Source organism: Mucilaginibacter corticis, from assembly GCF_007558865.1.
Classification (GTDB): Bacteria; Bacteroidota; Bacteroidia; order Sphingobacteriales; family Sphingobacteriaceae; genus Mucilaginibacter; species Mucilaginibacter corticis.
In genome coordinates this window covers 1,165,914-1,184,594 of record NZ_VLPK01000001.1, presented here as the reverse complement: position 1 = coordinate 1,184,594, position 18,681 = coordinate 1,165,914, and the positions used below count along the sequence as shown (strand labels likewise).

General features: G+C 42.5%; 19 protein-coding genes. 10 read left to right on the top strand and 9 right to left on the bottom strand.

What is annotated here, in order from left to right:
- Positions 1-2: 2 nt before the first annotated feature.
- Together FO440_RS05130 and FO440_RS05125 are read right to left on the bottom strand one after the other, a co-directional pair.
- Positions 3-1,301: a hypothetical protein gene (locus FO440_RS05130; protein WP_144247141.1), complete on the bottom strand. Its 1,299-nt coding sequence runs from the start codon at positions 1,299-1,301 to the stop codon at positions 3-5.
- The gene (locus FO440_RS05125; protein ID WP_144247140.1) at positions 1,298-1,936 is read right to left on the bottom strand and encodes an RNA polymerase sigma factor; all 639 of its coding nucleotides are present in this window, start codon (positions 1,934-1,936) and stop codon (positions 1,298-1,300) included. The genes FO440_RS05130 and FO440_RS05125 overlap by 4 nt, the downstream gene beginning before the upstream one ends.
- A gap of 276 nt (positions 1,937-2,212) precedes the next feature.
- On the opposite strand from FO440_RS05125, the gene FO440_RS05120 reads away from it, so the two are divergent.
- Both FO440_RS05120 and FO440_RS05115 read left to right on the top strand, forming a co-directional pair.
- Positions 2,213-3,010 carry a glycosyltransferase family 2 protein gene (locus tag FO440_RS05120; protein WP_144247139.1) on the top strand — a complete coding sequence of 266 codons (798 nt, stop codon included), beginning with the start codon at positions 2,213-2,215 and terminating at the stop codon, positions 3,008-3,010.
- A gap of 15 nt (positions 3,011-3,025) precedes the next feature.
- A complete protein-coding gene (locus tag FO440_RS05115) occupies positions 3,026-4,438 on the top strand; it encodes an oligosaccharide flippase family protein (RefSeq protein ID WP_144247138.1) in 1,413 nt (470 codons plus the stop codon).
- 38 nt (positions 4,439-4,476) lie between these two features.
- Here the strand turns inward: FO440_RS05115 and pdxA are convergent, their stop codons facing one another.
- On the bottom strand, positions 4,477-5,529 hold the full coding sequence (pdxA, locus tag FO440_RS05110) for a 4-hydroxythreonine-4-phosphate dehydrogenase PdxA (RefSeq protein ID WP_144247137.1): 1,053 nt from the start codon (positions 5,527-5,529) through the stop codon (positions 4,477-4,479).
- A 174-nt stretch (positions 5,530-5,703) separates the two neighbouring features.
- On the opposite strand from pdxA, the gene rsmA reads away from it, so the two are divergent.
- From rsmA to FO440_RS05080, 6 genes are all read left to right on the top strand, one after another.
- Entirely contained in the window at positions 5,704-6,489 is a 786-nt protein-coding gene (gene rsmA, locus FO440_RS05105) for a 16S rRNA (adenine(1518)-N(6)/adenine(1519)-N(6))-dimethyltransferase RsmA (RefSeq protein ID WP_144247136.1), read from the top strand.
- Between the two features lie 169 nt (positions 6,490-6,658).
- Positions 6,659-6,952, top strand: a complete 294-nt coding sequence (locus FO440_RS05100; protein ID WP_144247135.1) for a type II toxin-antitoxin system HigB family toxin — start codon at positions 6,659-6,661, stop codon at positions 6,950-6,952.
- A gap of 22 nt (positions 6,953-6,974) precedes the next feature.
- Positions 6,975-7,358 (top strand): helix-turn-helix domain-containing protein, encoded by a 384-nt coding sequence (locus FO440_RS05095; protein WP_144247134.1) that lies wholly within the window; start codon positions 6,975-6,977, stop codon positions 7,356-7,358.
- Positions 7,359-7,381: 23 nt separating this feature from the next.
- On the top strand, positions 7,382-8,320 hold the full coding sequence (locus FO440_RS05090) for an NAD(P)-dependent oxidoreductase (protein ID WP_144247133.1): 939 nt from the start codon (positions 7,382-7,384) through the stop codon (positions 8,318-8,320).
- Between the two features lie 274 nt (positions 8,321-8,594).
- The gene (gene greA, locus FO440_RS05085; RefSeq protein ID WP_144247132.1) at positions 8,595-9,068 is read left to right on the top strand and encodes a transcription elongation factor GreA; all 474 of its coding nucleotides are present in this window, start codon (positions 8,595-8,597) and stop codon (positions 9,066-9,068) included.
- An 87-nt stretch (positions 9,069-9,155) separates the two neighbouring features.
- The gene (locus FO440_RS05080; RefSeq protein WP_144247131.1) at positions 9,156-9,548 is read left to right on the top strand and encodes an HIT family protein; all 393 of its coding nucleotides are present in this window, start codon (positions 9,156-9,158) and stop codon (positions 9,546-9,548) included.
- Between the two features lie 61 nt (positions 9,549-9,609).
- Here FO440_RS05080 and FO440_RS05075 read toward each other — a convergent pair whose 3' ends face one another.
- From FO440_RS05075 to FO440_RS05055, 5 genes are read right to left on the bottom strand one after another with little or no spacing between them, the layout of a single operon-like run.
- Entirely contained in the window at positions 9,610-10,860 is a 1,251-nt protein-coding gene (locus FO440_RS05075; RefSeq protein ID WP_144247130.1) for an O-antigen ligase family protein, read from the bottom strand.
- Complete coding sequence (locus FO440_RS05070) at positions 10,841-11,965, bottom strand: DUF1972 domain-containing protein (RefSeq protein ID WP_144247129.1); 1,125 nt, start codon at positions 11,963-11,965, stop codon at positions 10,841-10,843. Before FO440_RS05070 ends, FO440_RS05075 begins: the two co-directional genes overlap by 20 nt.
- Complete coding sequence (locus FO440_RS05065) at positions 11,962-13,041, bottom strand: glycosyltransferase family 4 protein (RefSeq protein WP_144247128.1); 1,080 nt, start codon at positions 13,039-13,041, stop codon at positions 11,962-11,964. Before FO440_RS05065 ends, FO440_RS05070 begins: the two co-directional genes overlap by 4 nt.
- Positions 13,038-13,997, bottom strand: a complete 960-nt coding sequence (locus FO440_RS05060) for a glycosyltransferase family 2 protein (RefSeq protein ID WP_144247127.1) — start codon at positions 13,995-13,997, stop codon at positions 13,038-13,040. Before FO440_RS05060 ends, FO440_RS05065 begins: the two co-directional genes overlap by 4 nt.
- A complete protein-coding gene (locus tag FO440_RS05055; RefSeq protein WP_144247126.1) occupies positions 13,994-15,649 on the bottom strand; it encodes a hypothetical protein in 1,656 nt (551 codons plus the stop codon). The genes FO440_RS05060 and FO440_RS05055 overlap by 4 nt, the downstream gene beginning before the upstream one ends.
- A 270-nt stretch (positions 15,650-15,919) precedes the next feature.
- Between FO440_RS05055 and FO440_RS05050 the strand changes: the two genes are divergently transcribed.
- Entirely contained in the window at positions 15,920-16,348 is a 429-nt protein-coding gene (locus FO440_RS05050; protein WP_144247125.1) for a CBS domain-containing protein, read from the top strand.
- A 12-nt stretch (positions 16,349-16,360) separates the two neighbouring features.
- On the opposite strand, the gene FO440_RS05045 is transcribed toward FO440_RS05050, so the two are convergent.
- Complete coding sequence (locus FO440_RS05045) at positions 16,361-17,314, bottom strand: hypothetical protein (protein ID WP_222103928.1); 954 nt, start codon at positions 17,312-17,314, stop codon at positions 16,361-16,363.
- 192 nt (positions 17,315-17,506) lie between these two features.
- Between FO440_RS05045 and FO440_RS05040 the strand changes: the two genes are divergently transcribed.
- Positions 17,507-18,571, top strand: a complete 1,065-nt coding sequence (locus tag FO440_RS05040) for a hypothetical protein (RefSeq protein ID WP_144247123.1) — start codon at positions 17,507-17,509, stop codon at positions 18,569-18,571.
- Positions 18,572-18,681: the final 110 nt, after the last annotated feature.

Here is an 18,681-nt window from a genome sequence, read left to right as displayed (position 1 = left end):
TTTTACTTAGGTTTTGTTAACGAATTTATGTTCCAATTAAGGCCGACAGCTACGCCATAGGTTTGTACTTTAACCTGGCTGTACCCAATGTTTGATAGTGGTACTTTTAAATAAGGCTGCAGGCTTATCCCTACTTTTGAATTTACCTGCCGCTCATAACTTGCCTGTATGTTCATGATGCTGAACAGGTATTTACCTTTGCCTTTCACGGCATAATATGATGGACCGAATACGGTTGATGGACTGCCATAATCATAGGTATAGCTTTCATGCATCATGATGTATGACGATATGCCCGTACCCACACTGATCTTATTACGCGATTTATTGTACAATTGATAACCCACATTTATAGGGATATCCAGTACACGGCAATCGGCAGTAACATACTGCGGATCGTTTTTAAACTTATACGCGGTATGGTATTGGTCAAACGGCAGGGTATATGGCTTTGCAGAATAGTTAACACCGGTACTTAGTGTAAACCGCTTAACGCCCGCCGAAAACATCAAACCAACGTTAGTACCCGCACTGGTAGACTGGAAGGTACCCACACCGTTAGCTTCTGAAGCTGCAAACGCGCTCAAAGTATATTGCGGGCGAAGCCCCCCTGTCACCGTTTTTTTAATGACCGGTTTTGATGATAGCGCTAATGCATCGATACCCCGGCTCGGTGTTACCTGTGCCGAGGCAATAACAGGCGCAGCAGTAGTATTAGTTTGCCCAAAAGCAGGCGACAGGCTCACCGCTGTTAAAGAAACATAATTTCTTGCCGTATCACTGTTGTTTTGGCGACCGGCAATAGGCTTATTACCCGCAGGTTTTGTCCCGGTGGATGCAGTAAGATCTGCTTTGCTGTTACCTTTATTTACCCGCTTGGCTATAACGCCGGTTTGTACATTGTTGTGTTGTGTAAATGTTTTATCATCCGCAGTTGTGTTTGGTGATTTTGAAACTATTGTACCTGTTTTTTCAGGCTGATGCGTAGCCGCTACCTGTGGTTGCGCGTGCTGTGCAGCCGTGTCATGCATGGTTTTTTGGGCAGCGCTATTATTTGCTACCTGTTGTGTGTTTTGCTGGGTGTTAACCGGTTTTGATCTGAACATCCACCAGCCAAAAAACACCAATAATAATGCAGCCGCGCTGCTTAAAATTGGCAGCCAGAATACCTTCCCCCTACGCTTATCCTTGTCAAGCATATTCGCCAGACTATCCCAATCACTTTCCCTGAACGCGGTTTCGTCAACCGGGTCCCCGAGGCCGTGCTTAAAGATGTCATCTATGCCCTTTTCCTTTTTCATTCCCTGATACCTTTATTATTGTAAAACACCGGGCTAATACCTGCCGCATTTATCGCGACTATCGGTGTGAAACTTACGCCATTTATATAGTTACTAGATTCATCTGCATCCAGTATCATTTGTTTTAGTTTTTGCCTTGCCTTAAACAGATTTGATTTTGATGTGCCGATATTAATGTTCAGCATATCAGCAATTTCCTCGTGCGAGTAGCCATCTATAGCAAAAAGATTAAAAACCGTTCTGTATCCCTGCGGCAGGCGCTGCACCATAGCCAGCAGATCATTGTAGTTGAGGTTATTGTCCGTCGCCACGCTGGCATCATGTATATGTTCTGCCTGCTCAAGATCCTCGGCATAGGCCATTTTAAGGTTGGCACGGTAATAATCAATAGAAACATTGGTCATGATCCGCCCAAGCCATGCTTTAAACGGGCGGGTACTGTCGTAGGTCTCTATCTTGGTGAAAACCTTAAAAAAACCCTGGTTCATTACTTCAGCAGCCTCATCACGGTCGCCGGCATAGCGCAAACATATCGCCATAGAAAACCCGTAGAATGCCTTATAAAGCATTTTCTGGCTTTTCCTGTCTTGTTTTACACAGCCTTTAATTAAGTGATGTAACTCTTCTTCGCCCATATGGGTTATAAAATTGTTGCTTATGTAATATTCCCCTTTTCTTAAAACATATCACGTAGAATGTTGCCAAAAGGTTGCCCAAGCATTTAAATTTAATTAAAAATGCTAAAAATAAAGCTGATCAGCTTATTTAATATTTAATTACCCAAGCCCGTTAAGTGCCGTTTTTCGCGATATAAAAAATATTCATTTAGATTTTTCATCAGTGCAGGCAACCTTTTGCAGCCGGGGTTCGTGTTTATATTATCTTACTGGTAAAACATAAATTACATTAACATGATCCCTGTATCGGTAGTTATTATCACCAAAAATGAAGCTGAAATTTTAGGCGAATGCATTGCAGCTGCCAAATTAATTACGGACGACATTGTGATAATTGATAATTACAGTACGGATGCAACGGTTAATATCGCCGCTGCCGAAGGGTGTCGGGTTTACCAGCGTGTATGGGACGGCTATGGCAACAATAAAAACAAAGGCATTGAGCTGGCAAAGTACGATTGGATACTGAGCCTTGATGCCGACGAGATTGCCGACCTTGAACTGGCCTTGGCATTACATAGCCTGAAACTGGATGATCCGGCAATGGTTTATGACATCAAATTCAATTCTTATTTCGGTAAAAAACTGATCCGTTACGGCAGTTGGGGGCGTGATCATCATATCCGTCTGTTTAACCGTACAAGGGTAAAATGGTCGCAGGCCAATGTACATGAAACTTTGCTGCTGCCCGATCAGACAAACATGCAGCGTTTAGATGGAGCTATCCATCATTATTCGGTTAAAGACAGGAAAGAGTGTAACAGCAAGGCCCTTTACTATGCCCGGCTTAGCGCCGAGAAATATTTAACAGCAGGTAAAAAGGCGGGCATGATCAACTTATACATCTCGCCCATATTTAGCTTTGTTAAAAGTTACCTGGTATTTGGTGGTTTTTTAGATGGTAAAGAAGGGTTGATCATAGCCAAGATCACCTATAAAAATAAATGGCTAAAATACCACTACCTGAGCCGTTTAGAAAAAAGCAGCCGGAAAAAGCAATTCATAAAACCTAATTTAGCTGTTGAATATTAATTATTTAACAGGCTGATGAGCAAAGTTCATTTTAAAAACCTTTCAGCCAATGCCCTGCAGCTTGTGATTAACCAGCTTTTGGGCTTAGTCATTTTTTACGTACTCTCTACCGGGTTAAGCAAAGATGCTTTTGGCCAACTTAATTTGGCGCTGGCTATACTATTGTCCGCATTTAATATCCTTTCCTGCGGGATGGACCAACTGATCGTTAAAAAAATCGCGGCAGATGAGGATAAACAATCTGCGCTCTCGCTTTATATTATCCACACAACTATTACCGGCCTGGGGTTTTACGGGCTATTGCTGATAGGTCTCTTGTTATTCCCCAACGTGCCTGCGGTATACCATATCCTGTTACTTATTGGCATAGGTAAACTGATGATCTATTTTTCGACACCCTATAAGCAAGCCGCGAATGGTTTGGAAATGTTTAAGCTCATGGCCTGGCTTTCGGTCATCTCCAATCTTGTCCGCAGTGTTTGTTTGGTGGTGTTTTTACTATTACACAAACTTGATCTGCCGGTTATCATTTCCATTTTTATTGCGGGGGATGTATTGGAATTTATAATCGGGCTGGCTTTATTTAAAAGATCTGCCCGGATCCCCATTATAATGAAATGGGACAAGACTAAATACCTAAACTTGGTGCGCGAGGCATTGCCGCAAATGGGTGTGGTGCTCATTACTTCGTCGCTGGCACGGTTCGACTGGATCTTTATCGGCTTCATGTTATCAGCCGTTAAACTGGCTGAATACAGCTTTGCCTACAAGCTTTTTGAAATAGCCATGCTGCCCTTGCTGGCTATAGCGCCGCTATTGATACCACGGTTTACTAAAATGTTTAAACAGGGCGATATTAATACCGAAGATTTAAAGCTTTTTATCAGGATAGAGGTTGCCGTTGCCGCCTTAACAGTGTTGCTGCTCAACATTTACTGGGCACCAATTACCGACTGGATCACCCATGGCAAATACGGCGCGGTAAATGTTAATACGATATTTATCCTGTCGCTTTGCCTGCCGCTGTTATACATTGAAAATTTTCTGTGGACCATCTTTTTTGCGCAGGGCCGGCTAAAAATGATCCTTCACGCGTTTATAGTTACCCTTGCGGTAAATGTTTTGGGCGATATTATCTTGATTCCCATTTATAAGAACGAGGGAGCCGCCTTCGCCTTTCTTTTGGCTTGCATAGCGCAGATCATTTTTTATCTGAGCAGGAATACCCTGTTTGAATTAAAAAGAATCTGGCAGCCGCTAATTATCTGTACCGCATGCGCAGTGGGCAGCGGTTTTGGCGCAAAAACTTTGCTGGGCGATAACTGGCTGGTGATACCTGCTTCGGTATTGTTTTATGTTCTGCTTCTACTTATTACCGGGCAGGTAAAAATAAACGACACAAAGCGGCTAAGGGCAATATTGAGCTAATACTTACCGGTAATCTTAATTTACAACGCTTTTAGTTGTTAATCGCGGTCCCTGCTTAGCTTGGTAAATTGCAACGGGTTTTCATTCAACTCCAACCCTTCTTTACGGTGCTTTGCAATGTGCAGCGCGGTAAATATTGCTTCGCGGAAAGATACTTCTGATGCCTGGTTTTTCCCTGCGATATCATAAGCCGTTCCGTGATCAGGCGAAGTACGAACAAATTTCAGGCCCGCGGTAAAATTAACCCCCGATTCAAAAGCGATCTGTTTAAACGGGATCAGCCCCTGGTCGTGGTACATAGCCAATACAGCGTCAAACTGCATGTAGGTGGCGTTCGCAAAAAAGCCGTCGGCAGCATATGGGCCAAAAGCCAGGATATCGTTTGCTCTTGCTTCCTCAATAGCAGGGATAATGGTGGTTTGCTCTTCTGTGCCTATCAACCCGTTATCACTGGCATGCGGGTTAAGGCCAAGCACCGCAATCTTAGGCTTGCGGATCCAGAAATCATCGCGCAGGCTGTTATTCATCAGCTTTAATTTAGCCAGGATCTTTTCGGTAGTGATACTTTCAGACACCTTTGAAACCGGGATATGGCCGGTAACAACGCCTACACGCAGGGTATCGCTCACCAAAAACATCAATGATTCGGCTGCGCCATCACGGTCCTGCAAATATTCGGTATGGCCGGGGAAATTAAAATCTTCGCTTTGTATGGTATCTTTATTAATAGGTGCGGTAACAAGGGCATCAATGTCACCATTAACCAAGTCGGCGGTTGCGCGTTCTAATGAAGCAAATGCAAATCTGCCTACCTCTTTATTAGCAACGCCGGGTTCAATCTTCACGTCCTCTTCCCAGCAGTTGATCATATTGGCACGCTTATGCTGCGCTTTCGACGGATGATCAATCACGTTAAAGTTCAGTTCGCCTGCTTCGGTTATCCTGCGATAAAACGACGCTACTTTGGTATGCCCGTAAACAATAGGCGTACAGTAGTTAAATATCATGCTGTCGGCAAGCGTTTTAATAATGATCTCCAGCCCTATCCCGTTTACGTCGCCTATGCTGATGCCTAATTTTAGTTTGTTCATATTTTTATGATTTCACTGGTTTGGTTGTGACTTCACCGATAGCTTACCGCAACCTTTTACCTTTCAGCTTTTGTCTTTATCCTTAAAGACCAACAAGCAAAGAAAAGATTTTAAGCGTATAATTCATGATAAAAGCACAAATATGCCTTAATTTGCTCAAATATTTGATTAATAATGACATTAGTAAGGGCAAAAAAACATTTAGGTCAGCACTTTCTTACCGATAAAAATATCGCTACCAAAATAGTTGATAGCCTGCACCCCGAAAACCGGTACCAACAAGTGCTTGAGGTAGGCCCGGGTATGGGTATCCTGTCTGACGTTTTGTTAGAGCGTACAGATGTGTATGAAGTGTCATTAATAGATATTGACACCGAATCGTACGAGTTTTTACAGAAGAAATATCCCAAGCTGGGCAGCAAACTGATCAATGCCGATTTTTTGGAACTGGATTTTGCTGTAAGGTTCACCGGGCCGATGGCCATCATTGGTAATTTCCCCTATAACATATCATCGCAAATACTTTTTAAGGTTTTGGATAACCGGCAGCAGGTGGTTGAGGTGGTGGGCATGTTTCAAAAAGAAGTAGCCGAGCGCTGCGCCGCCAAAGCCGGCAGTAAAGAGTATGGCATACTAAGTGTGTTTTTACAGGCGTATTACAAGGTTGAATATTTGTTTACCGTAAAGGCTGGCGTATTTAACCCTCCGCCTAAGGTGCTATCGGCAGTGATCAGGCTAACCCGTAATGAAGTAGCGCAATTGGATTGCGACGAAAAACTTTTCTGGCAGGTAGTAAAAGCAGGGTTTAACCAACGCAGAAAAACTTTGCGTAATGCGTTATCATCGCTCATTAATAAAGAAAAAATGGGCGAAGAGCCTTTACTTGAACTGCGGGCAGAGCGACTAACGGTTGCAGATTTTGTGAAGATAACGCAGTTGATCAGTGCTAGTAGATCATAGTCATTCATCTTTTATGTAATATTTACAGAAAAAGTTGGCAAACAACCAACTTTTTGCTTATTTTTGTTTCAGCATGGGAAAGCCCCATCTTGTTCGAATGGGCAATCAATTCGAACCGGCGTATAAAATCAATCAGGAAGCAGAATTATGACACAAATACAAGGAAGTAATGCATATTATCTTTCAAAAGAAATTGCAGGATTTTGCAAAGAAGCATGCTGATTCAAGCAGCAGCATAAGTACATGGCGAAAAATTGTCCAAGAAGCCAATTGGAAAAAAGGAACAGATATCCTGATCGATTTTCCTAAGGCAAAACTTATACCTTCAAAAAGAGCGCGCTTTAAAATCGTCGGTAATAAATATCGGCTTATCATTGAAGTTGATTACGCCGACGGAATCGTAGAGATCAGGTTTATTGGAACCCACTCTGAATACGATAAGATTGACGCAGCGTCTGTTTAGCGAAGGCTAAATTTTTAAAATTATGAATCAAAAGCCACAATGGTTTTTAATTGAAACCGAACAAGAGTATAATAAAGCTATTGAAAGGTACGAACAAATCAAGGACACAACAACTGGTGCTGAACATAAAGAAAAGCTGTTGCTGGTGCATTTGATTGAAAATTATGAAAATACCCTTTGGGATCTTCCTGAAGTAAACCCGGTTGAGATGATCAAAATCCGTATGGATGATTTTGGTTATAAAGCAGCCGACCTTGCAGCAGTTTATGGCGATAAAGGCACAATTAGTAAAGTACTTAACTACAAGCAACCTTTATCATTAACAATGATCAGGAAATTTAGCGAATTGCTGCACTTGCCGGCATCCGCATTACTTAAAGAATACAGTCTGCATCAGCAGGCTTAATATTAAATACTAATAATATTACGTTGAACAACAAAATTCTTATCGTAGACGATATCCACCCCATATTTATTGAACAGGTTGAGGCCCTGGGTTACAAATGCGATTACCTGCCTACTATAAAACTGGATGCCGCATTGCAAATCATCGGCGATTATGCCGGGCTGGTTATTCGCTCAAAATTTAATGTAGATAAACAGGTTATTGATGCAGCTAAAGATTTGCGTTTTGTTTGCCGGGCAGGGGCGGGTATGGACAATATAGATGAAGCCTACGCTGCCGAAAAAAAGCTGGTGCTGATCAACGCGTCAGAAGGTAATATGGATGCTGTGGGCGAACATGCCGTTGGGCTATTACTGGCCCTGATGAACCATTTTAATACCGCCGATGCAGAAATACGCAATGGCGAATGGAAACGCGAAGCCAACCGCGGTTTTGAGCTTAAAGGCAAAACCGTGGGCATTATAGGTTATGGTTTCATGGGTAAAAGTTTCGCCAAAAAGTTGTCGGGATTTGAGGTTGAGGTTATCGCCTATGATAAATATAAAACCGGTTTCTCTGACCGTTATGCCCGCGAAGTAAGCATGGAAGAAATTGTTAAATACAGCGACGTTTTAAGTGTGCATGTCCCGTTGACAAAAGAAACCAATGGCATGATCAATGATGAACTGTTGTTCCACTTTAAAAAGCCGATATTCTTTATCAATACCTCGCGCGGTAAGGTTGCAAAAGTAAGAGCAGTGCTGAACGCGATAAAAGAAGGCAAGATCCTGGGCGCTGGACTGGATGTGCTCGAAACAGAAAAATTCCCCGCCCTTGACGAACAAGAATGGTTTAACGATCTGAAAGCTTCAGGCAAAGTAATTTTGACCCCCCACGTAGCCGGGTGGACATTTGATTCATACCGCAGGATAAGTGAAGTGATGGCTGCCAAGCTCAAAGAGCTTGGGGAAATTAGTAATTAGTTGATTAGAGATCAGGGGCTTCTAAGCTTAACTAATCACCGATCTCTAACCACTAATCACCCAGTTTGAAAAACAAATTTTTGCAACGCAGCAATAAAAATTTGTTTTTTCAAACGGAAAAGACTTATCTTCGTTTTACATAAAACAAGACTATACGGGCACGCCTTTATAGTCTTGTTTGTTTTTAAAGTCATTGCGTCCTTCTATAAAAGGGAGGGCGGTTTTTTTTGGCGCTCAATTAAGATAAAATAATAAAGAAATTAAATAGTGAGTTATGGCAGAGGTAGCATATTTTACCAAAGACGGTTTAGAGAAATTAAAACAAGAGTTACAGGAATTAAAAACAACAGGCCGGGCAAATATATCAAAGGCAATAGCCGAGGCGCGCGATAAGGGCGATCTTTCTGAAAATGCCGAGTACGATGCAGCTAAAGAAGCACAGGGCCTGCACGAGGCTAAAATTGCCCAAATGCAGGAAACCCTTGCTAATGCCCGCCTGCTTGACGAATCTAAATTAGATACGTCGAAAGTGCTGGCGCTGTCAATTGTTAAAATAAAAAACGTGAAGAACGGTGCCACCATGAGCTACCAACTGGTAGCCGAAAGTGAAGCCGATATGAAATCAGGCAAAATATCAGTAAGCTCGCCAATTGCTAAAGGTTTGCTGGGCAAAAAAGTAGGCGAAATAGCCGAAATTAGCGTACCCGCAGGTAAAATGGAATTTGAGATACTTGAAGTAAGCAGATAGCAATTATAGATTTATTGAATTAATGAATTATTGATTTATGCAATACTATTCATTAATTCAACAAATCACTAATTCAATAATTAACACATGTCAAGCATATTTTCAAAGATCATAGCCGGGGATATCCCGTCATATAAAGTGGCCGAGAATGAGGGTTTCCTGGCATTTTTGGATATTGCGCCATTGGCCGAGGGACATCTGCTTGTTATCCCCAAGAAGGAAGTTGATAAGCTGTTCGACCTGGATGATGCCACCTACACCAGCCTGATGCAGTTTGCAAAAACTGTTGCCGCGGCTATGGAAAAAGCTATCCCCTGCAATCGTATAGGTGTTACAGTTATCGGCCTTGAAGTACCGCACGCGCATGTACACCTTATCCCGATAAACGGCGTTAACGACATGAACTTTACCAAGCTCAAATTAAAATTTACTCCCGAAGAGTTCCAGGCTACTGCAGATAAGATCAAAGCAGCGCTTTGATGTGCAGATATGCAAATATGTGGATGTGCAGGTGATCGTTATTAACTAAGATGATTATTCCTTAACAGGAGTTTTCTGTTTCCCATCCCCCCGAAAAAATAAAGAAAGAGAAAAAGAAAGCGTAAAACATTACGCCTTTATCTACATCCAGCAGGTTTTCTGAGCATGATACAAATGCTATCAGCAACATAAAGGTTAAAAACAGCAAGTCCTTTTGCCTTATGGCCTGTTTAAAGCCAAACCAAAGTGTTCCCAGGTAAATTAGCAGCCCGATAATGCCCGACTTTAACCAGAAGCTTAAATACTGGTTATGGGTATTCAGATGGTTAAGGAATGAATTGTAGTATTTTTTCGCGTAGAAACTTTCATGCAGTAAACCTATTTCCGATCCTGCACCATAGCCTGTAATTGGCCTGTTTTTGATCAGTTCTGCAGCGGTACTCCAGCGGTCGAGTCTTGAGTCAAACCGTTGGTCTTTTGAGGTTAATGCCAGGTCGTATTTTAAGTTGGTTACATACCTTGTTTTCATGATCTTTAAGGTAAAGATCCCGGCAAGGGCCAATACAGATAACGATGCTGTGATCATGATAAACTTCGATCGTTTTTTACCCTGCAGCAGGTAATAAGGAACCCCGATATTGATAATGAAAAATACCGGTACAAAAACCGACTTTGAAGACAATTGTACTAATCCCGCCAGGAGAACACAAGCGCAAGTCACATAAAACAAGCGCAATTTTTTTTGCTGTTCCTTTAATATCACTGAGATGAGGTAGATCAGCGCGATAACGATCTGTAATGACAAAAACGTAGCATGCATATTAATTGGCAGCGCAAAGTTATGATTGGTAAATGCCGAACTGATAATAGACGAATATGGCAAACCGTAAAACCTGATGGCGCGCAAGGCATCAATGTACAGATAGGCAATAGTGCCGGTACAAACCATGGCAAAACCCATTAACAATTGCGGGCGATATTTACGAATATCAAAAGATGTCAGGCAAAACAATACCGGGAAGAGCAGGATGGTAATATGGTTACCCCATTCGGCAAAAGCCCCGGGGCGGTTAACAGTATAGATAGTACTGAACAGCGTAATAAAAAATACCGATTGCAAAACCAGGTTACGGAATGTGAAAACCGGCTGTATATCTTTTTTATTTAGTTGGATAAGGGTATGTACACAAAAGCTGATGAGGATTATATGGCTGTAAAAAAAATCAAACGGCAGGCTGGCCAAAAAAAGCAGTAAATGGTAGTAGCTTATTTTGGTAGCCGTTGTGCCTTCTTTAAGAAATAATCCGTCCATTATTATAGTTCAGGTAACATTCTATGGCATACTGCTCATAACCGTCAACTACACTTTCCCAGTTAAACAGGTGTTTTATTTTTTGCAAGTTATTGTTAACCATAAGTTTTTCGGTTTCCTGCCTTTGTACGTTTTCAACCAGCTGTTTTACGTCTGCCGGGTTTGAAAAATAGAAGGCATCAGTATTCAAAACCGCCTGGTTGAACGGGTTGTTATGGGCGGCTATCAGCGCCTCGCTGGCCATGGCTTCTAACAGCGACGGGTTAGTACCGCCAACACTATGGCCATGAAAATACAGGTATGAATTATTTTGCAGCGCGCGTACTTTGGCGGTGTCAAAAATAGATCCCTTAAATTCAATCCGGCTGTCGTTTTGAAATTTATGGGTGATGAATTTGCCAAACCGGTTGCCAGTATCACCTAAAACCTTAAAAGGTTTAGCAGAATTGCTCAGGTTGTAGCCATCCAATATGGTTTCAATATTATTCTCAGGCTCCATGCGAGCCATCAGCAAAAAGTAATCCTCTTTAGCTGCCTCGGCAGGAGTGATCTGCTCGCGTTCAACCGGGGTAATCATATCAGCGCCGTAAGGGATATAACGGCTGTTAATATCATATTTACGTGCCAGGTACTGTTTGATCACTATCGAATCGGACACATAATACTGGCTATGTTTAACCGCCAGTTTTTCGGCATATTTTAAAAAGTTTTGTACCGGTTTTGAATATTTTGACCGTTTCCACTCCAGCCCATCCATATTGGTTACAATAGCGCTTTGCTTAGGGTACAGTCTGCCCCAAACAGAGCTGCTGGTATAACCCATGATCAATATCACATCAAAATCTCTTTTGCGTGCATCGAGGATACAATTCAAGTCGTACACAAATTGCCCGGCCGAGCCGATCAGGTATTCAGGATCATAGCAATGAATAATATTCACGCCATTCCAGGTGTCCTTAGTGTAAGGATGGTTATGCGAATTATACACCGTAACGGTATGTCCGCGTTCAACCAAACCGGCCGAAACATATTCTGAAATATGTTCAAACCCACCGTAGTGATTGGGGATGCCCCGGGTTCCTAAAATGGCTATTTTAAGTTTCATGCTGTGGCTATTATTAATTGATACGCTGCAAGTGTGCAATTGGCTGCCTGCTGCCACGTATATTTTTTTAATATTTTTTCGCGTAAGTGCCTGCTTTCTTGTGCCAGGCTTGCCTGCTCAACAGCTGCCAGAATACCGGCTGGGCTCGCCGGGTCGCAGTAAAACGCATCATCCTCAAAATACTCGCGGGTATCGCCTTTGTCGGTTATAACCAGGTTGCAGCCCATTGCACCGGCTTCTAACGAGCTGAGTCCCGTTGTTTCAAACCAGCTGGGTAATACATGCACTTTGGCCTTTTGGTAATAAGCCACCAGTTTGGCTTGGGGTAAATGGTCAATAAACCTGATGTTTGCTGCGGCGATACTTTTGCATTCATCGTAATAAGCCTGCTGATTAGGGCTGTGATTGCCTATAAGTAATAAATTGAACCGGGTATTATTTAAAGCTTTGATCAGATTTAGCTGGTTCTTTATCCCCTCGATCCTTGCCACGCATAAAACCAGGTTAGCATCACGATCTGTATCAGTATATTTAAATAATTGTGGGTCGATACCGTTAGGTACCACTTGATATTTTACGGGTACCGAATATGCCTTAAAAACCCGCAGGTATTCTGACGTCGAATTCGGCAGGATCATTTTGGTCTTTTGCATGATCTCCATGATGCTTCGCCGCTGACCTTTCCAGATATAATCACGGCTTGATAAATGATCGCGGCCCAGCAGCCAGCGGGCCATGGTTTTTATGTATTCAATACCATTAGCCGGCAGGTAACTAAACAAAGCGCCCAAGCCTTTGCGATGATGCTTGTCGTATTCGCTATAATCAACCAATATGGTTGATACTACGTAAGGCTTTTTAGCTTGCCTGCTATGGTATAAAATATCCGCAGGGCGGATTATATTGAAAAAGTGCAGTAAGTCGTATAGCTCATAGTCGATCGTCTCGTTGGATAGCTTAATATCCGCCCAAACGTCCATATCCGCTAAATGCCTGGCCGTTTGCACGGCTTGCACGGTATCGCCACCGGGCACCGTAAACAAAGTAGACCGCGCTATGATAGCTATCTTTATCATAACCGGTTAGGGCTTAATTTATGCAGCCAGTTAATTAGCCCTTCGGGGAAATAGCTTAGGGTGTACAATAGATAGTTCTCCAACCGTAAAGGATAGATCTTAATAGCTTTGTTAAAATAATCCCGGGCCTTTTCGGGCTGATGGTTATCCGTCAGGTATTTTTTACCGCATAGTGAGTTGTAGGCCCCCTCTTTTATTTTGCGGATGTCCTGGTCTTTGATGATGGCAAGTAATTCATTCCCCTCTGCTGCTGTGATTGATCCGCGCAATACGATCTCGCGCTTTAACTCTCTGAAACGCCTGCCGCGCCATTTTTCGTCAATAGTTACTGATGTCGAGTTAAGCCGGTATTTTATCAAAGGCTCGGTAAGGTTACAAAGCCGTCCGGCCCCGGCAAGGTTGGTCCACAGTAAATAGTCTTCAAAATTATGGGCATGGGTTGGGTAGCCACCGGCATCAAGCACCGGTTGCTTTTTATACATCACGCTGGGGTGCACAAAGGGGCAATAAAAATATAGCTTATCCATTACCTGCTCATGCGAGTAGGCTATGCAATGAAAGTCGAACAAAAAGTCGCCGTTCTCTAAAATATACTTGGCCTCGCTGCCCACTAAAATATATTCGGGGTTGTCCTGCAAAAAGCGGATCTGTTTTTCCAACCGGTAAGGGTAACAAACATCGTCCGCGTCAAACCGGGCAATGTACGGTGCACGGGCGTGTTGTAAGCCGGTGTTCAAGGCATCGGCTACACCCCTGTTGGGTTGGTTGATCAATACAATGCGTTCATCCTTAAAACTCTGGACAATATTCACCGTGTTATCGGTAGATCCGTCGTTTACAATAAGCAGTTCAAAATCAGTATAAGTTTGCTGCAAAACAGAGGTAATAGCCTCGCTGATATACCTCTCGGCATTATAGGCAGGCATTAAAACGGTTATGCTGGGGTTAGCGTTCATTTAGCGGTAGTTGATTTTGCGGTAAGTAATTCTTTGCCCTCTTTGATATTTAAAAAGAGCAGCAGTTCAAAAAATATGATGATCGATAACTGTTCAAACCAGTAATCAATAAAAAACAGGAACATCACCAATAATATCGCCGGGATACCATAGGTAAGAGTTGCATAATGCTTTGCAAAAAAGCCCAGGTAAAAAATAAATAAGGCCAAAAGGCCCAACAATCCGTATTCTGCCAGCAGCTGATCATACACAGAAAAAGGGCTGTTAGTTAATGAGTGTGTTGCCGCCGACTGGCTGAAGAAACTTAAATAAACATCCAGGTGATTACTCAAAAAATCAGGATTGATATAAATATACTTTTGCGGGTACCCTCCGGTAAACTTTAACCCCGTAGCCCTGAAAGCCAGCTTTGACGAAAAATTACCAACGCCATCGCCCGTTAAGATCTTTGCAGGATGGTGCTTGTAAAAGTTAAATGTTTGCAATAGCCCCATCACCTTGCCCGGCACCAGGCTTAATTTTCTGGTTCGCGAAACGGGCAGATCGGCCTCGTGGGTATTAACAAAGTCAACCAGTTGCTTTTGCTCGGGCGGGGTTGTTCTGAGCCATTGGTAAGACGGCGAATTAACATCGGCCTGGGGCAAAACCACCCTGCCGGTAGCCGTTACAGGCACACCCGGCGGTAGTTTTTCACGCTGTACCTGGTTAATAGGTAAAGCGGCAATACTGTCTAAATAAAGAGTCGCTATTTTTTCTCTCTTTTCTTCGGGGTTAAGCGTGCTATCAGGCCTTTGTGTTACCGGGATCTGGCTTTTAGGCCATGGCGAAATGATCTCGCGCCCATAAAAAGCAGTTTTGACGGTGTTCATCACATAATTATTATTCTGCGGCGAGATCTTGGCCATAAACAGCACCAGGAAACAAACGCAAATAATGATCACGCTTTTTTGGTCGCGCGTGCTATTAAATACAAACAGGAATGCCAGCACAGCCAGTATAAAAACATTGGTAAAATTGCTGCCGGTAAGCAGTAATATAGCCATGCAGGCCAGCGTCATCCCCATGTTTTTTTTGATGAGGAAATAAATAACGCCGAAAGCATTCAGTACCGCGTTGGTGGTCGAGGTATCAAAAGTAATGCCCTTCACAAAATCGCCGGTGCTGATAAAGTATTTCTGATATTGACCCTGGTAAGTATAGGGGTTAAAGGCGTGTGTCTCCAACACAATAAAAGCCAGGTTAAGCAGCGATGCGATAATGTTAATGATGAAAAACACGAGGATGGTCTGATGGACCACCGCAGTAGTATTACGTTCGACAGATAATTTAACTTGGTGTACTGCCAAAATACACAACAACCAAAAGCCAATGCCGGTTATAAAAACCAAATTGTAATCGGCATCAGTATACTTACCGTTAATAATAAAACCTGCAATAGCTATAACAATGATCAGCGGATAAAATAGCGGCAGTCTTGGATCTTTAAACCGGAACCCAAACCGGAAATCAAATTGTAACAGGTAGATCAGCGCTATCGCGGGGATCTTTATGGCCAGCTTTACATTTAAAAACAGCAATAAAAGCAACAGTAATTTCCAGTCGGCGTATTGTTTTAGGGTTTTAAATTTTAAAGCCGGTAGTTGTTGAGTCATTTACTTAAATGGGGCCGCTAAACAGGTTAATCCCGATAAAGGGATTACGGCGCTATACTGGGTTTGGTTGCCCGGGCAGCTAAAGGAGTAATTAATTATCCGGATAAAATAGCCTCATCTTAGTAAGGGTTTAGGCCGCAGATCGCACGAAAAATATCGATATAAACAAAAGAATTTCACAAATGTTAATATAAAAGGCTGTTATTGAGGCTTTTTTTGTTTTTCATATCGTTATATTTGGAATAACCCGTTTATTAAACCCAAAATGTTATGCGTAAAGTTTCAGATATCCTTGCCCGTAAGGGCAGCAGTGTTTTTGCTATTGATGCCGATACATTAGTTTTGGATGCCCTAAGGTTAATGGCCGATAAAAATATCGGATCTGTAGTTGTTACTAAAAATGGCGAATATGCCGGCATACTTACCGAAAGGGATTATGCACGTAAGGTGATTTTAGAGGGCCGGTCGTCAGACCATACCACCGTTGGCGAAATTATGGGCACTTCATTGCCGGTTTTATTGCCGGATAACACGATAGACCATTGTATGCATATCATGACGGAGAGCAAATTGCGCTATCTTCCGGTTTTTAGCCACAATAAATTATCGGGCATTATCTCCATGAGCGATGTGGTAACAGAAACAATCCTGTCGCATGAAGATACGATAGAGCAATTGAAAAATTATATCCAGTCGTAGAAAACGACCGGATTATTTTTTCCGCGTACCAAAGGATAGCCCTGCGGCTATGCCTACATTCATGTAAGCGTAACTGTCCTGGAAATAAATATTGTACTCGTCCTGTCCGCGATAGCCACCACCAACGGTAAAGGCTACGTTTTGCATAAAAGGCAATTGGTAATAATATTTAAGCCCTACGTTCAGGCGCTTTTTAACATTGCCAAAGCTGTAGTTATTGTACTTGTCCATAATGTATTGCAGGTCAAGCTGAACACGCATCCAGTCGTTAAAAACCTTTTTATTCGGATCGAGCGGGTCGTTGTTTCCTTTCGCCAGGCTATATAGCCAGCTGCCCTTTGCACGCACCCAACCGTATCTGCCCTGTAAGGCATGTGCATAACCCAGCCCTATCAATGCCGCGTGCAACTCGGTACCCGCTGTGATATAACTGTTGATGATCAGGTTTTCTTTATCTGTGCGTGTACCGGTATGGTATAAAAACGTGTAAAAGTTAGTAGTGAATTTTCCGCTGTCGACATTAATAGTTCCGTTTGGGTTAGCTGTCGGGCCTTCAATGCCGTTAGAGTGGTGGTTATAGCCAACTGAAAAGAATTTTGGGTGATATTGGTCATTGTTAGCCCTGAAGTATATGGCAAACCCCGGCGTATAACTTGGTGATTTTACCGGCGAACCATAGGCCGAAAAAAGTCGGATGCTGATCTCGGGCGTTGCCACCACAAAAAATGGCAGCTTGGGTGAGTTAACCAATACAAAATTGCCGATCAGGTCGGACGTTAGCATGGTTTTGTTTGGTCCGCCATAATCATTGCCAAACGTAGCCGGTTTCAGATTCTGGGTGTAGATATCATTAAAGTCACGGTTAATGGTACGTTTATGTAGGGTTGCCGTATCTAAACTTTGCCCCTGAGCATTGGTTAAAAATCCGCAGAAAATAAAAAGACAAAGAAGTTTAGTGGTGTGCATTAGTGTCGATAGTGTTTCAGCATTTACGGGAATAGCCTGCATGTGGTTTTGACAACAGTTGACAGGAATGCGGAAGATATTATCTGAGCACAGGTTTAATGCCCAAGCGGTAAATATTTTTTATTTTAGCTTATAACCAAATAGTTAGCAGATATTTGCGGTAGTATATTATCACAATTTCATTTGAGTACCATGCATTTTAAAAAGCCCCTGATTTTTATTATTGCTATTGCGGCCCTTACAGCTTGCAAAAAAACCGATAACAAGCAAAATACAACCGCTACCCCGCCGGTAGTTACACCACCTGTTGTTACGCCACCCGTAGTTACACCAACGGGTACAGATATCTATGTAGCCGGCACCATCACTACCACCAAGAGTGTAACTGTTGCCGCTTATTGGAAAAATGGGGTTGTTCATTTACTGGCGGATAGCACCTTATATTCGTTTACCAATGCCATAGCCGTTAAGGATACTGATGTTTACATAGTAGGCATGGTTGACAATGTTGCCACTTACTGGAAAAACGGGGTACCCAATCACTTACCCAATTGTACCGAGGCAAATGCCATTACCATTAGTGGGCAAGATATTTATATTGGCGGCATGAATTACGATGTCTCATTATATCATCCCGCTTATTGGAAAAACGGAACGCCGGTGATATTTACTGATCAATCATGTAATTATATAAGCGGCATAGCAGTTTCAGGGACTGACGTATACCTGTCAGGCAATGTTGGCTTGGCCGGCGGTTTCCAAACGGCTACTTATTGGAAAAATAAAGTACCGGTATCCGTTGCGTCAAATTTACCCGGCAGCCCTGTTCCGTATTATCCGCGTAATGTTGCTATCGGCGTAGCAGGCACCGACGTTTATATTACCGGTAATATTCAAAACAAGGCCGGCGACCAGGTAATGGCTACTTATTGGAAAAATGGCGCGAGTATTCCGTTAATGACCGATCAAAACTTATCGTCTGAAGCAAATAGCATAACCATTAATGGATCTGATGTATACGCCACAGGCTATTATGATTACTTTGCCATATACTGGAAAAACGGTATCGCTAATAAAATAACCGACGGTACGCAGCAATTTACTGCGACGGCGCTTACTATAAATAACAATAACATCTATATAGCCGGCACAAAAGGCTATTCGGACACATACGCCGTGTATTGGAAAAATAACACGCTTACCCAGCTATCCTCAAAAATTTCGACGGGAGTAGGCATTGCAGTAGTACAACATTAGGTTTTGGGTATAGCGCTTTTAGCCAAATATCATTTTTTTTATTTTGTACTTGCTTATTAAAAATATATCTACTTACTTTACAGACATTATATGAAACTGATAAACACAAC

What these genes read in the sequence shown, in the direction of transcription:
- FO440_RS05080 (WP_144247131.1), top strand. Translation starts at nt 9,156, where the DNA reads ATGTCAAGCATATTTTCAAAGATCATAGCCGGGGATATCCCGTCATAT.
- FO440_RS05130 (WP_144247141.1), bottom strand. Translation starts at nt 1,301, where the DNA reads ATGAAAAAGGAAAAGGGCATAGATGACATCTTTAAGCACGGCCTCGGG.
- FO440_RS05120 (WP_144247139.1), top strand. Translation starts at nt 2,213, where the DNA reads ATGATCCCTGTATCGGTAGTTATTATCACCAAAAATGAAGCTGAAATT.
- rsmA (WP_144247136.1), top strand. Translation starts at nt 5,704, where the DNA reads ATGACATTAGTAAGGGCAAAAAAACATTTAGGTCAGCACTTTCTTACC.
- FO440_RS05060 (WP_144247127.1), bottom strand. Translation starts at nt 13,997, where the DNA reads ATGAACGCTAACCCCAGCATAACCGTTTTAATGCCTGCCTATAATGCC.
- greA (WP_144247132.1), top strand. Translation starts at nt 8,595, where the DNA reads ATGGCAGAGGTAGCATATTTTACCAAAGACGGTTTAGAGAAATTAAAA.
- pdxA (WP_144247137.1), bottom strand. Translation starts at nt 5,529, where the DNA reads ATGAACAAACTAAAATTAGGCATCAGCATAGGCGACGTAAACGGGATA.
- FO440_RS05040 (WP_144247123.1), top strand. Translation starts at nt 17,507, where the DNA reads ATGCATTTTAAAAAGCCCCTGATTTTTATTATTGCTATTGCGGCCCTT.
- FO440_RS05050 (WP_144247125.1), top strand. Translation starts at nt 15,920, where the DNA reads ATGCGTAAAGTTTCAGATATCCTTGCCCGTAAGGGCAGCAGTGTTTTT.
- FO440_RS05100 (WP_144247135.1), top strand. Translation starts at nt 6,659, where the DNA reads ATGCATATTATCTTTCAAAAGAAATTGCAGGATTTTGCAAAGAAGCAT.
- FO440_RS05070 (WP_144247129.1), bottom strand. Translation starts at nt 11,965, where the DNA reads ATGAAACTTAAAATAGCCATTTTAGGAACCCGGGGCATCCCCAATCAC.
- FO440_RS05065 (WP_144247128.1), bottom strand. Translation starts at nt 13,041, where the DNA reads ATGATAAAGATAGCTATCATAGCGCGGTCTACTTTGTTTACGGTGCCC.
- FO440_RS05095 (WP_144247134.1), top strand. Translation starts at nt 6,975, where the DNA reads ATGAATCAAAAGCCACAATGGTTTTTAATTGAAACCGAACAAGAGTAT.
- FO440_RS05125 (WP_144247140.1), bottom strand. Translation starts at nt 1,936, where the DNA reads ATGGGCGAAGAAGAGTTACATCACTTAATTAAAGGCTGTGTAAAACAA.
- FO440_RS05115 (WP_144247138.1), top strand. Translation starts at nt 3,026, where the DNA reads ATGAGCAAAGTTCATTTTAAAAACCTTTCAGCCAATGCCCTGCAGCTT.
- FO440_RS05075 (WP_144247130.1), bottom strand. Translation starts at nt 10,860, where the DNA reads ATGGACGGATTATTTCTTAAAGAAGGCACAACGGCTACCAAAATAAGC.
- FO440_RS05045 (WP_222103928.1), bottom strand. Translation starts at nt 17,314, where the DNA reads ATGCACACCACTAAACTTCTTTGTCTTTTTATTTTCTGCGGATTTTTA.
- FO440_RS05055 (WP_144247126.1), bottom strand. Translation starts at nt 15,649, where the DNA reads ATGACTCAACAACTACCGGCTTTAAAATTTAAAACCCTAAAACAATAC.